This window comes from Ruania albidiflava DSM 18029 (genome assembly GCF_000421225.1).
In the GTDB taxonomy this organism is placed as follows: domain Bacteria; phylum Actinomycetota; class Actinomycetes; order Actinomycetales; family Beutenbergiaceae; genus Ruania; species Ruania albidiflava.
Window position 1 is genome coordinate 16,349 of sequence record NZ_ATWL01000011.1, and the last position, 12,453, is coordinate 28,801.

Here is a 12,453-nt window from a genome sequence, read left to right on the forward strand (position 1 = left end):
AGGTGTGCGTGCTGTTGCTCCCTCCCGTCTGCTGGCCGTGCTGGCGACCGGCCTGCTCCTGGTTGCTGCCGGGTGCGGCTCGGCTGCCACAGTGGAACCTGGTCCGACTGCGAGTGCACCGGTGTGCGCTGAGGTGCTGCGGGCGCTGCCGGAGGAACTCTCTGGCGCGGACCGGCGGTCCACGAACAGCCAGGCGACCGCCGCCTGGGGTGATCCGCCGATCACGCTGCGCTGCGGTGTCGCTCCCCCGGGACCGACCACCGACCGGTGCATCTCGGTCACCGGGGCGGACGACGCCAGCGTCGACTGGGTGATGGCACCGTTGGGCAGCACCGAGGAGGACACCTGGCAGTTCACCACCTACGGCCGGGTGCCGGCGATCGAGGTGACCGTACCGGTGGACTATGCCGGTGATGATGCGACCACCACGCTGGTGGACCTGGGCGCTGCCGTGTCGCTCATCGACGCAGAGCGCGCCTGCGTCTGAGCTCAGCGCAGCCCAGTCGGCCGCTCCCGGGCCAGCTCCACCAGCTCGGTAATCAGGTCGGTGTACGGCAGCCCGGAGCGTTCCCACATCATCGGGTACATGGAGAACGGGGTGAACCCAGGCATCGTGTTCAGCTCGTTGACGACGACCTCACCGGTCGGGGTGTAGAAGAAGTCCACCCGGGCCAGCCCCTCGCAGCTGAGCGCCTCGAACGTGGCCACCGCCAGCTCCCGCACCCGCGCGGTCGCCGCCTCCGGCAGCTCCGCCGGCCAGGCGAGGGTGACCCCGTCGGCGTCGAAGTACTTCGCCCGGTAGTCGTAGAACCCGTGGTCGCTCGAGGTGACCACGATCTCCCCGGGCAGCGTGCTGCGCGCCGGGGCGTCGTGGCGCCCTTCCAGCACCGCGCACTCCACCTCCCGCCCCTCGATCGCAGCCTCGACGATCACTTTCGGGTCGTGCGCGCGGGCAGTCTCGATCGCGGCGGCCAGGTCGGCCTGGGCGTCCACCTTGGTGATGCCGATGCTGGAGCCGGCCCGGCAGGGCTTGACGAACACCGGCCAGCCGAGGTCGGCCACCCGCTCCAGCGCCGCCGCCCGGTCGGTGCGCCACTGCCGGTCGGTGATCACCGTGTAGGGGCCGATCGGCAGGCCCGCGCCGGCGAGCACCATCTTCATGTAGTGCTTGTCCATGGACACTGCGGAGGCGAGCACTCCGGAGCCCACGTACGGCAGACCGGCGAGCTCGAGCATGCCCTGCAGCGTGCCGTCCTCACCGAACGGGCCGTGCAGCAGCGGCAGCACTACGTCCACCGCGCCCAGCTGCGCCGGCACCGCGCCCGGCTGGTAGGCGACCAGGTCCTGACCTGCCTCGCCCATCGGCAGCATCAACCGAGGGGTGTCGCTGCCGGTGACCTCAGGAACCTGGCCGTCGGTGATCTGCCACCGCTCCGGCTCGTCGGCCACCCCGACCCACTCCCCGGTGCGGGTGATACCGACCGGCACCACCTCGTACCGGTCGCGGTCGATAGCGGCCAGCACACCGGCGGCGGTGGCACAGCTGATCGAGTGCTCGTCGCTACGGCCGCCGAACAGCACGGCGACCCGGACACGGTTCTCCTGGCTCATCGTCAACGAGAGTACCTGCCGGACGGGGCCCGCGCGCACGGCTGCGCCCGTGTCCCACCTGCAGGTGGTCCGTCGAGCACGTGCGGCGGGCGGGGAGTAGTCTGCGGTCACTGTGCTGAGGAGGTCATGATGGTCAGGCTGTCGGTCCTGCCGATGACGGCGGTGCTCACCGTGGCTGTGCTGCTCACCTCCTGCACCGGCTCACCCGAGGCGGAGCACCCGACCAGCCCGTCGCCGACCTCGGCCCCGGCGACCGGCACACAGGAGCCGAGCGAGGCGCCCAGCGACGAACCGACGTCGCAGAGGCCCAGCGGTACGGACTCCGGCCCGCCGTCCTCAGACCTGGAGCCGTTCCCGGAGCATGCCCAACCGGTGCAGTCCGAGGCGTCTACCGGTGCCGAGCTGCTCCTGGTGGACCTGACCAGCGGCGAGCACGAGAGCTACGACCGGGTGGTGCTCACGTTCAAGGGGGACGGCACGCCTGGGTGGCGGGTCGGGTACGAGGACAACCCGGCCGAGGACGGCAGCGGTCGGCCGATCGACACCGAGGGGGACGCCTCCCTGGTGGCGCAGGTCTCCGGTCTGGTGCTGCCGACCGAGGGCGACGGGCAGGTGCCGCCCGGCACCACCATGACCGATCTGCCCGAGATCGAGGAGATGTACTTGGCCGGGTGGTTCGAGGGGCAGGCTCAGCTGGTGCTCGGCATCGACTCCGCCGAGGCGCCGTTCCGGGTGTTCGCGCTCACCGACCCGACCCGCCTGGTGATCGACGTGCAGCACGTGGACGACTGACTCCCGCCCACCTCACCCGCCCCCATGCGCGAACGCTCTGTTTCGCGGCGTGAATCGGTTCACTGGCCGCGAAACAGAGCGTTCGCGCATCTGGGGTCAGGCTTCGTCCTGCGGAGTCGTGCGACCGACCTCGGCGTCGTCCGCGGCGAGCGCACGGGCGTGCAGCACATCACCGATGAACAGGTCGTAGACCAGGATGCCGATCACACCACCGACCAGCGGCCCTACGATGGGTATCCAGAAGTATCCGGAGAACCAGGGCCCGTTGCCCGGCATCGCAAGCTCACCCCAGCCGCCGGCCCAGGCGAGTAGCCGCGGGCCGAGGTCACGGGCGGGGTTGATGGCGTACCCAGCGTTGGCGCCGAACGACATACCGATAGCAGCCACGGAGAACCCGATGATCAACGGGCCCAGGTTCGCCCGCACAGCCGTGTTGCGCATGTCCACCACTGCGGCGATCGCCAGTAGCAGCAGCCCGGTACCGACCACCTGGTCCAGGAACGGCCCCCACCAGCCACCGTCGAAGTACGGACCCGGGAACGTGGAAAAGATGGAGAGCGTCGGGATCGTATGCCCCGTGTCCGCGAACGTCTCCGACTGCGAGTCAAAGGCAGCGATCGCGTCCTTGTACACGGCCAGCACGATCGCAGCGCCGACGAAGCCGCCGACGAGCTGGGCGATCCAGTACGGCACCACCTTCCGCCAGGGGAACTTCCGGCGGGCCGCGAATGCCAGCGTGACCGCCGGGTTGATGTGTGCTCCGGTCACGCCGCCGGCGACGTACACGCCGAAGACCACTGCCAGGCACCAACCCCAGGTGATCAGCAGCCAGTCACCGCTGCCCAGGAAGAATGTCGTGGGACCCTCGGTACGGTCGGTGCCGGGCAGGGCCGCCACGGCCATCGCCACCGATCCACATCCGAAAAGGACTAGTACTGCGGTGCCGAGGAACTCGGCAAGGCACTCGCCCCACAGGCCCTGGTAGATCTTGAGCCTGCGGTTGTTGGCGAAGACCGGGGTGATCGCATCAGCCGCCATCGCCATGCACCTCCTCAATGAGATCCAATAGAGATCGGACCCCTTAGTTCTACTCCACTGCAGGCATTTCGGCACTACGTATGCACGTGCCATCCGTGGGGGATGAAGGAGGAGGTCGCGCTCGGCCGGCACACCGGCGACGAAACCGCGCAGCATCCAGACGGTGAAGGGCAGCAGGCTGGCCGCATACACCAGGGACAGCCCTCGGATCGTGTTCAGCATCTGCCAGGAGTCCAGCATCGAGTACAGCGAGATGATCATCGCCTCACCGGGGATCCTCTGGATCACCAGGATGATGACGATGAACGCTCTCCGGCCGAGAAAGGCGAACCGGGTGGCAGCCAGCGCGGCGAGGAACCCGAACAGCAGCGCCACGCCCACAGTTATCACGGTGACCAGCAGGGAGTTGCGCAGGGCGAGCAGGAACGGGACCTGCCCGTCGGTGCACAAGGTGGCGCAGTTGTGCAACGTCGGTGCCACCGGCAAGAAGGTTGGCAAGCAGATGTCGTGAGCGTGACCGGATTGTGACGTTCCGGGCTGAGCCGCTCATCGACGAGACGGGCCAGCGCCCGGGCGAGCTCCGCCGTCGACGATGCTGCAGACAGGAGGAGGGCGCCGGGCCGGTGCGGCCCGGCGCCCTCGGCGCGAGCGTACGGGGAGTGAGCTCGCGCCACTCTCCCCGGCGGGAGACGGAGACCGGGGAGGGAGATCGGCCGTTGTCCCGACGACCGACTCGGGGCTTTTGTCCCGATGTCCCTCAGGTTGCGACGGCTTCCTGATGGTTACCTGGGAACGACCTGGCAACTCCCTGGCGGCCCGGTGCCGGTGGCTCGGTTCAGTCGCGCACGATCTTGGCGCCGAGCGCCTCCAGCTTTCCGGTGAAGTTCTCGTACCCGCGGTCGATCAGCTCGATGCCGCGTACCCGGGAGGTCCCCTCGGCGGCCAGGGCAGCGATCAGGTGGGAGAACCCGCCGCGCAGGTCGGGCACCTCGATGTCGGCGGCCCGCAGCCGGGTGGGCCCGGAGATCACCGCCGAGTGGAAGAAGTTGCGGCGGCCGAACCGACACTCCAAGCCGCCCAGGCACTCCCGGTAGACCTGGATGGTCGCCCCCATCTGGCGGAGGGCCTCGGTGAAGCCGAACCGGTTCTCGTACACGGTCTCGTGCACGATGGACAGTCCGGAAGCCTGGGTCAGGGCCACCACCAGGGGCTGCTGCCAGTCGGTCATGAACCCCGGGTGCACGTCGGTCTCCAGCACGATAGAGCGCAGCTCGGTGCCGGGGTGGCGGAACCGGATGCCGTCGTCGTCGATGTCGAACGTGCCGCCGACCTTGCGGAAGGTGTTCAGGAAGGTCATCATCGATGGCTGCTCGGCGCCGCGCACGTACACGTCGCCGCCGGTGGCCAGCGCAGCCGCAGCCCAGGACGCTGCTTCGATCCGGTCCGCAAGCGCCGTGTGCACATAGCCGCCGAGCCGGTCCACCCCCTCCACCCGGATCACCCGGTCGGTGTCCACGGAGATGATGGCGCCCATCCGCTGCAGCACGGCGATCAGGTCCATGATCTCCGGCTCGATCGCCGCACCGGAGAGCTCGGTCACCCCGTCGGCGCGGACCGCAGTGAGCAGCAGCTGCTCCGTGGCACCTACGCTCGGGTACGGCAGGTGCACCTTGGTGCCCTGCAGCCCGCGCGGGGCGGTGATCAGGATGCCGGTGTCCAGCTTGTCCACCTGAGCGCCGAACTGGCGCAGGATGTCCAGGTGGTAGTCGATCGGGCGGTCTCCGATCCGGCACCCGCCCAGGTCCGGGATGAAGGCTTCGCCGAGCCGGTGCAGCAGCGGGCCGCAGAGCAGGATCGGGATGCGGCTGGCGCCGGCGTGGGTGTCGATGTCCGCCTTGTGCGCGGACTCCACGTTGCTGGGGTCCAGGCGCACCACTCCCCCGGCCACGTCCCGGGCGACCTGCACACCGTGCAGCTGCAGCAGCCCAGCGACCACGTTCACATCGCGGATCTCCGGGACGTTGCGCAGCTCGCTCGGCTCCTCACCCAGCAGTGCTGCCACCATCGCCTTGGAGACGAAGTTCTTCGCCCCACGAACGGTGATCTCGCCGCTGAGCGGCGTTCCGCCGTCGACCCGTAGCTGACTCATTGCGCCATCCTCGTCACCTCGACCGACCCGTCCCGCCGATCGGCGGTCGGCACCGGTCCAGGGTAAGCCCCCCCACCGCAGAACCCAGTCCGGACACGACGAGCAACCCCGCCCCCGCTCAGAAGCTGCTCGTCGATCTGGCTGCTCCTGGTGACCAGATCGACGAGCAATTCCGCCAGCGGCGGTCAGGAGACCGGGCGGGCGGGCGTCACTTCTACGGTGGGCAGGTGCTTGGCCGGCAGGGTGTGCGGGCGCCAGGCGGCGCGGTTGGCCTCGAAGGTGGCGATGTCCTCCTCGTGACCGAGGGTCAGGCCGATGTCGTCCAGGCCCTCCATCAGCCGCCAGCGGGTGTAGTCGTCGATGCTGAAGGCGGCGACCACGTCGCGGCAGGTGACGGTCTTGTGCTCCAGGTCCACGGTGATCTCGGTGCCAGGTTCGGCCTCGAGCACCTTCCAGATCAGCTCGATGTCCTCCTGGGCGAGCTGGGCAGCGAGCAGTCCCTGCTTACCGGAGTTGCCGCGGAAGATGTCGGCGAACCGGGAGGCGAGCACGGCCTTGAAACCGTAGTCCTTCAGTGCCCAGACGGCGTGCTCGCGGGAGGAACCGGTCCCGAAGTCCGGGCCGGCCACCAGCACGGAGCCGGCGGAGTAGGCCTCCTGGTTCAGCACGAAGGACGCATCACCGCGCCAGGCGGCGAACAGCGCGTCCTCGAACCCGGTACGGGTGACCCGCTTGAGGTACACGGCCGGGATGATCTGGTCGGTGTCGACGTTGCTGCGCCGCAGCGGTACCCCGATACCGGTGTGGGTGGTGAACTTCTCCATCAGGTTCTCCTAGAAGATCGTCGGGGCTCAGACGTGCATCGGGACGCTGGGGTCCAGCGGAGCCAGCGGTGAGCCGTCGAAGGAGGTCAGGTCCACGTCACCAGCCAGGTCCAGGTCGGAGACCGCGGAGAGGGTGCCGCGCACCGCAGTGGCGGCCGCGACCAGCGGGGAGACCAGGTGGGTGCGCCCGCCCTTGCCCTGCCGGCCCTCGAAGTTCCGGTTCGAGGTGGAGGCCGCTCGTTCACCCGGGGCAAGCTGGTCCGGGTTCATCCCCAGGCACATCGAGCAGCCGGCGTTGCGCCACTCCGCTCCGAAGTCCAGGAAGATCTGATCCAGCCCCTCGGCCTCGGCCTGCAACCGCACCCGCGCAGAGGCCGGCACCACCAGCACGCGCACGTTCTCCGCCTTCGTGCGCCCCTTGAGCACCTTGGCCACCGAGCGCAGGTCCTCGATGCGCCCGTTCGTGCACGAGCCGATGAACACGGTGTCCACGGCGATGTCCCGCAGCGGGGTGCCGGGCACCAGGTCCATGTACTCCACGGCACGCTCAGCGGCGACCCGGGCGTTCTCGTCCGCGATCTCCTCCGGGACCGGCACCCGGCCGGAGATCGGCAGCCCCTGCCCGGGGTTGGTGCCCCAGGTCACGTACGGCTCCAGGTCGGCGGCCTCGAGCACGACCTCGGCGTCGAAGACGGCGTCGTCGTCGGTACGCAGCGTCTTCCAGTACTCCATCGCCGCGTCCCACTCGGCACCCTCCGGCGCGTGCGGGCGGCCCTTGAGGTAGGCGAACGTGGTCTCGTCCGGGGCGATCATGCCTGCCCGGGCGCCCGCCTCGATCGACATGTTGCAGATCGTCATCCGCGCCTCCATGGAGAGCTTGCGGATCGCCTCACCCCGGTACTCCAGCACGTAGCCCTGGCCGCCGCCGGTGCCGATCTTGGCGATGATCGCCAGGATGATGTCCTTGGAGGTCGCCCCGGCCGGCAGCTCACCGTTGACCGTGATCGCCATCGTCTTGAACGGCGCCAGCGGCAGGGTCTGGGTGGCCAGCACGTGCTCCACCTCGGAGGTGCCGATCCCGAAGGCCAACGCGCCGAAGGCACCGTGGGTGGAAGTGTGCGAGTCCCCGCAGACCACGGTCAGCCCCGGCTGGGTCAGGCCCAGCTGCGGGCCCACCGCGTGCACGATGCCCTGGTCCGCGTCCCCCAGGGAGTGCAGCCGGATGCCGAAGTCCTCGGCGTTGCGGCGCAGCGTCTCGATCTGCGTGCGACTGGTCAGGTCCGCGATCGGCAGGTCGATGTCCAGGGTCGGGGTGTTGTGGTCCTCGGTGGCGATCGTCAGGTCCGGACGGCGCACCTGACGATCGGCCAGGCGGAGCCCCTCGAACGCCTGCGGACTGGTCACCTCGTGCACGAGGTGCAGGTCGATGTAGAGCAGGTCCGGCTCACCACCGGTTCCCTTGCGGACCACATGGTCCCGCCACACCTTCTCAGCCAACGTTCCGGCCATCGCACGTCACCTTCGTTCATCACTTGTGCCCCCGCTGGTGGCGGGGCGTCCAGCCCGCCGATTTGCATCTCACGGTATGAGACGTCAATATCGATCTATGGACAATTCTAGCGGAGTCGGCGTTCTCGACAAAGCCGCGACCGTCCTGGGAGCCCTGGAGGCAGGTCCCGCGACGCTCGCGCAGCTCGTCGCCGCCACACACCTGGCCCGTCCCACTGCGCACCGCCTGGCGGTCGCCCTGGAGCACCACCGGTTCGTCGCCCGGGACATGCAGGGCCGGTTCATCCTGGGTCCACGTCTTGCCGAGCTCGCGGCCTCGGCCGGAGAGGACCGACTGCTCGCTGCCGCCGGATCGGTGCTGCTCGCCCTGCGGGACCACACCGGGGAGAGTGCCCAGCTGTTCCGCCGTCAGGGAGACCAGCGCATCTGCGTGGCTGCAGCGGAGAAGACGATGGGGCTGCGCGACTCGATCCCGGTCGGTGCGACCTTGTCGATGCTCGCCGGGTCGGCCGCCCAGGTGCTGCTCGCCTGGGAGGAGCCGGACCGGCTGCACCGCGGGCTGCACGGGGCGAAGTTCACCGCCACGATCCTCTCCGGGGTGCGCCGGCGTGGCTGGTCCCAGAGCGTGAGCGAACGGGAGGTGGGCGTGGCCTCGGTGTCGGCGCCGGTGCGCGGGCCCTCGGGCCGGGTGATCGCTGCCGTCTCGGTCTCCGGACCGATCGAGCGCATGACCCGTCAGCCGGGCCGGTTGCACGCGAATGCGGTGATGGCTGCCGCGAACCGGCTCACCGAGGTGCTGCGCGCCAGCGAGGAGAACTGATCCGGGCCTGAGCTCGTGCGGACGATCGGTGGGGCCATGACCCCAGTGATCGTCCGCACGGGGTCAGGTTCCGCTCTCGCTGAGGAACTTCTCGACCAGCGGGCCGGCGGTGGCAGCACCGCCGCGACCGCCATCACCGACGAACGCGGCCACCGCCAGGTCATCCTGGATGGCGATCATCCAGCCGTGCGTGGTGTCCTCGGCCCCTTCGGCGGTGCCGGTCTTGGCCAGCACGTCCTTTCCCGGCACGTCGCGCAGACCCGTTCCGGTGCCATCGGTGACGACGGCGCGCATCGCCTGCTGCAGGAGCGTCGCCTCGGTATGGGTCAGCGGGGCAGCCACCTCCTCGGCGGCCGCCGGAGCGTTCTCGGCGGCAGCCGCCGTATCGCTCTCGCCTGTACTTGGTTCCTCACCGGAGGTGTCGGTGGCCTCCGCACCCTCGGCGGCCTCCGCACCCTCGCTGGTCTCGCCGTCCTGACCCTCCTCGCCTGGCGAGGCCTGCTCATCCGCCTGTGCTGCGCCGTCACCGGCATCCGCCACGACCAGCTGCGGGGTGACCCGCTGCTCAGCAGCCACTGAAGCCGCCACAGCGGCCATCGCGACCGGGGAGACCAGCACCTGCCCCTGGCCGATCATCTCCGCAGCGAGCTGGGTGCCCTCGGCCTGCTCCGGCACGGACCCGAGCCACACCGGGTAGCCCAGGTCCACCGAGTCACCGCGGCCCAGGCCGAGCGCCTCGGCCGCACTGGCCAGGTCGGCGGCGCTGACCTGGTCCCGCTGGCCCATCAGGGCGGTGTTGCAGGACTGGGCGATCGCCTGCTCCAGGGTGATCTCGCCGAGATGATCCGAGGGGTAGCCGGGATAGTTCTCGAACTCACGGCCGTTCACGTCCAGGGTCCTGGTGCAGCTGACCGCATCGTCGAGCTCCATCCCGGAGCGCAGCAGCGCAAGCAGGGTGACTACCTTGAACGTCGACCCTGGCGGGTACTGACCCAGGGTGGCGGTCGACCAGCCCTGGCTGGCCGGCCCGCTGGCGACCGCGAGCAGCTCACCGGTCGATGGCCGGATGGCCACCAGCGCGCTGGGCGAGTCCTCGTCGGCGAGGAGGTTCTCCGCACGCTCCTGCAGGTCAGCGTCCAGCGTGGTGCGCAACGGCTGGCCCCGGACCGCCTCGGCGGTGAACGCCTCGGTGGGCTCAGCATCGTCGGCACCGGTGGTCACGCTGATGGTCAGGGCGCCGAACCCGCGCAGGCTGTCGTCATAGGCGCGTTGCAGACCGGACAGGCCGACCTGGTCGCCCTGCTGCACTGCGCCGTCGGACGCCTCGATGATCTCGGCGGTCGCCTCCCCCACCCGGCCGAGGACCTCGGTGGCGAATCCCGGGGTGGGACCGAGCTGACGCACTGCCGGCACGAGGTTGACACCCTCGACAGCGCGCACGGCATCCATGTCCACATCGCCCGGATCGTCCTGGCGGACCTCCATGGCGACCAGGAAAGCACGGTCACCGGCGGACATGACCCGGTCGGCGTAGGCCTCGGGGTCGTCCAGGTCGAGGGCCTCGGCCAGCTCGACCGCCTGGTCCTCCCACTGGTCCCGGTCGATGTAGGTCTTGTCGATGCCGATCCGGTAGATGTCCGTCTCGGTGACCAGCACTTCGTCGTCCTGACCGAGCACCTGCCCTCGCGGCGCCGAGCCCTGGGTCACGGTGAGCACCTCGTCCTCGCCCAGGTCGGGGGCGAGCAGGTCGGGCGACCAGGTGGTCAGGTACGGGCCGTCGTCGGCAGCGACCAGGTGCACCGAGACCGGATAGGACCAGTCCTCCTCGCTACCGGGCACGTCCCAGGTCCAGGTGAGTGCGGCGTCGGCAGCGCTGCCCTCGCCTTCCTCGTAGGTGCTGGAGGACCAGGTGACCTCGACTGTGCGGTCCAGCACGGCGGCGACCTCACCGAGCACCTCCTCGGCCTGCTCGGTGGCGAGCGCCCGGTCCTCCTCGCTCAGCGGCGCAGCGGAGAAGTCTCCGGTGGTCAGTGCCTGCGCCAGGGCCTCGGCGGCTGCCACCTCCGGATGCGGTTCGACTGCCTCCGGCCCGCCGTCGTCCGGGTCGGTGCAGGCGGTCAGGACCAGCCCCGCCGCCGCCAGCACCGCCGCGGCACGGAGCGCACCGGCAGCGCGCAGCCCACCGGCAGTCGGTCGCCACGGCCGCTGTGCCGTGCTCTGCCTCATCCGCTACCTCCCCAGGTCAGAGGTGAGCGTATCCGGCGAACCTGGGTTCGCCGGGCCGACCCGCGGGACAGCCCGCCACGAGGGGGCACTGTGCCGGTCTCGGTCAGGCCAGTGGCGCACCGGGGGCACCGAGCACCGCGCGGTCGTGCGCGTCGAGCACCAGCCCCTCCTCCGGACGCGGTTCCCGGCGCGCGTCGCGCACCTTCTGGCACACAGCGCTGCCTGCGCACGCCTCGGTGTACCGGGCCTGCCACCGGAAGGCTCGGTCGGCGGTGCGGGCATCCTGCCACGGCCAGCGTGCGGTCAGCGCAGGGAGGCCGACCCGCCAGGGTTTCGGCGTGAGTCGTGCCCGGTAGGTGCGGTGGGTGGCGCACAACGTGACGTAGACCGGGTCGGAGGCCAGCTCCCGCATGATCGCCGCTGCCTGCTCGGAGTCCGGCGCGGCGTCCGCACCGGTGATCAGCACCCGGTACCCGGCGGCGGTGCGGTACACGTGCACGCCGAGCTCCGGGTGGGCCTGGGCGAAGGTGTCGATCCGGGTGAGCTCGGGCGGGGTGGGCTCCTCGTCTGAGCCGTCTTCCGGCACCGCGCCGCTCGTGCTGGTGGCCGGCGGGTCGAACATGTGCTCCGCGGGACCGGAGCGACCCAGCAGTCGGCCGACCAGTCGGCCGAGGCTGCCGCCGCGCTCTCGATCGGCCCGCACCTTCCGCACCGCACGGCGAGCGGCCCGCTCCCCCTCGGGGCTGTCCACGTCGGCGATCAGCAGCCGGTCGGTGTTCAGCACCAGCGCCCCGTACCGGTTCCTGGTGATCGCTGCGACCAGGGCGCCATCGGCGTCGCGGATCTCGGTGAGGACCTCTTCGCGCAACGGCAGGCGCGGGTAGTAGGAGTCCCGGCGCAGCGGGCCACCCTGGCGCACCCGTTCCACCAGCTCTGCGACGCGGTCCCGGGCCACGTCGGCTGCCTCGGCCATCGACCGTGCCGACCAGCCCCACACCCGCAAGGCATACCGGCGTCCGTCCGGTCCCTGCACATGGTCCTCGGCGGTGGTCCAGTGCTGCGGGAGAGGGTCCATCGGCCCATGGTGGCACGTATCGGTCTGGCCGCAAGTCCTCTTGCCCTCTGGACTGCAGGGACGGCGAGACCCCCAACCGTTGTCGGCTGGGGGTCTCGTGGTGGTAGCCCCGACCGGATTCGAACCGGCGTTACCGCCTTGAGAGGGCGGCGTCCTAGGCCACTAGACGACGGGGCCGGGCAGAGAAAATCGTACCGGAACCGAGGCGGTGCTCGAAACGATCTCCGCTGGGGTACCAGGACTCGAACCTAGACTAACTGAACCAGAATCAGTCGTGCTGCCGATTACACCATACCCCAATGGGGTACCGCGTGCGTGCCGTCAGCTTGTGGCCTGGCCCGCAATCGCGCTACCGCCGGTTGACTCTACCGGAGCCGGGCCCGCTGCCCAAAATCTCAGGAGTGGGCAT

10 protein-coding genes and 2 tRNA genes are annotated in these 12,453 nt (G+C 70.0%); 3 read left to right on the forward strand and 9 right to left on the reverse strand.

Features of this window, described 5'->3' with window-relative positions:
- The first annotated feature begins 4 nt into the window (after nt 1-4).
- Nucleotides 5-487 (forward strand): DUF3515 family protein, encoded by a 483-nt coding sequence (locus K338_RS0113080; RefSeq protein WP_022918621.1) that lies wholly within the window; start codon nt 5-7, stop codon nt 485-487.
- Between the two features lie 2 nt (nt 488-489).
- Here K338_RS0113080 and K338_RS0113085 read toward each other — a convergent pair whose 3' ends face one another.
- A complete protein-coding gene (locus K338_RS0113085; protein ID WP_022918622.1) occupies nt 490-1,611 on the reverse strand; it encodes a D-alanine--D-alanine ligase family protein in 1,122 nt (373 codons plus the stop codon).
- 129 nt (nt 1,612-1,740) lie between these two features.
- Between K338_RS0113085 and K338_RS24565 the strand changes: the two genes are divergently transcribed.
- The gene (locus tag K338_RS24565; RefSeq protein WP_157612415.1) at nt 1,741-2,403 is read left to right on the forward strand and encodes an AMIN-like domain-containing (lipo)protein; all 663 of its coding nucleotides are present in this window, start codon (nt 1,741-1,743) and stop codon (nt 2,401-2,403) included.
- 96 nt (nt 2,404-2,499) lie between these two features.
- Here the strand turns inward: K338_RS24565 and K338_RS0113095 are convergent, their stop codons facing one another.
- The 4 genes from K338_RS0113095 to leuC form a co-directional block, all read right to left on the reverse strand.
- Nucleotides 2,500-3,921 carry an MIP family channel protein gene (locus K338_RS0113095; RefSeq protein ID WP_022918624.1) on the reverse strand — a complete coding sequence of 474 codons (1,422 nt, stop codon included), beginning with the start codon at nt 3,919-3,921 and terminating at the stop codon, nt 2,500-2,502.
- Between the two features lie 355 nt (nt 3,922-4,276).
- Nucleotides 4,277-5,590 (reverse strand): UDP-N-acetylglucosamine 1-carboxyvinyltransferase, encoded by a 1,314-nt coding sequence (gene murA / locus K338_RS0113100; RefSeq protein ID WP_022918625.1) that lies wholly within the window; start codon nt 5,588-5,590, stop codon nt 4,277-4,279.
- A 185-nt stretch (nt 5,591-5,775) separates the two neighbouring features.
- On the reverse strand, nt 5,776-6,414 hold the full coding sequence (gene leuD, locus K338_RS0113105) for a 3-isopropylmalate dehydratase small subunit (protein WP_022918626.1): 639 nt from the start codon (nt 6,412-6,414) through the stop codon (nt 5,776-5,778).
- Nucleotides 6,415-6,441: 27 nt separating this feature from the next.
- Nucleotides 6,442-7,923 (reverse strand): 3-isopropylmalate dehydratase large subunit, encoded by a 1,482-nt coding sequence (leuC, locus tag K338_RS0113110; protein WP_022918627.1) that lies wholly within the window; start codon nt 7,921-7,923, stop codon nt 6,442-6,444.
- 97 nt (nt 7,924-8,020) lie between these two features.
- Between leuC and K338_RS0113115 the strand changes: the two genes are divergently transcribed.
- The gene (locus tag K338_RS0113115) at nt 8,021-8,743 is read left to right on the forward strand and encodes an IclR family transcriptional regulator (protein ID WP_022918628.1); all 723 of its coding nucleotides are present in this window, start codon (nt 8,021-8,023) and stop codon (nt 8,741-8,743) included.
- Between the two features lie 63 nt (nt 8,744-8,806).
- Here the strand turns inward: K338_RS0113115 and K338_RS0113120 are convergent, their stop codons facing one another.
- The 4 genes from K338_RS0113120 to K338_RS0113135 form a co-directional block, all read right to left on the reverse strand.
- Nucleotides 8,807-10,969: a penicillin-binding transpeptidase domain-containing protein gene (locus tag K338_RS0113120; RefSeq protein ID WP_022918629.1), complete on the reverse strand. Its 2,163-nt coding sequence runs from the start codon at nt 10,967-10,969 to the stop codon at nt 8,807-8,809.
- Nucleotides 10,970-11,072: 103 nt separating this feature from the next.
- Nucleotides 11,073-12,044 carry a hypothetical protein gene (locus K338_RS0113125; protein ID WP_022918630.1) on the reverse strand — a complete coding sequence of 324 codons (972 nt, stop codon included), beginning with the start codon at nt 12,042-12,044 and terminating at the stop codon, nt 11,073-11,075.
- 101 nt (nt 12,045-12,145) lie between these two features.
- Nucleotides 12,146-12,221, reverse strand: a tRNA-Glu gene (locus tag K338_RS0113130).
- A gap of 50 nt (nt 12,222-12,271) precedes the next feature.
- Nucleotides 12,272-12,343: transfer RNA gene (locus tag K338_RS0113135), tRNA-Gln, on the reverse strand.
- Between the last annotated feature and the right edge of the window lie 110 nt (nt 12,344-12,453).

Excerpts from the sequence above, each read along its gene's own strand:
- K338_RS0113085 (WP_022918622.1), bottom strand. The coding sequence starts at position 1,611 with ATGAGCCAGGAGAACCGTGTCCGGGTCGCCGTGCTGTTCGGCGGCCGT.
- K338_RS24565 (WP_157612415.1), top strand. The coding sequence starts at position 1,741 with ATGGTCAGGCTGTCGGTCCTGCCGATGACGGCGGTGCTCACCGTGGCT.
- murA (WP_022918625.1), bottom strand. The coding sequence starts at position 5,590 with ATGAGTCAGCTACGGGTCGACGGCGGAACGCCGCTCAGCGGCGAGATC.
- leuD (WP_022918626.1), bottom strand. The coding sequence starts at position 6,414 with ATGGAGAAGTTCACCACCCACACCGGTATCGGGGTACCGCTGCGGCGC.
- leuC (WP_022918627.1), bottom strand. The coding sequence starts at position 7,923 with ATGGCCGGAACGTTGGCTGAGAAGGTGTGGCGGGACCATGTGGTCCGC.
- K338_RS0113115 (WP_022918628.1), top strand. The coding sequence starts at position 8,021 with ATGGACAATTCTAGCGGAGTCGGCGTTCTCGACAAAGCCGCGACCGTC.
- K338_RS0113120 (WP_022918629.1), bottom strand. The coding sequence starts at position 10,969 with ATGAGGCAGAGCACGGCACAGCGGCCGTGGCGACCGACTGCCGGTGGG.
- K338_RS0113125 (WP_022918630.1), bottom strand. The coding sequence starts at position 12,044 with ATGGACCCTCTCCCGCAGCACTGGACCACCGCCGAGGACCATGTGCAG.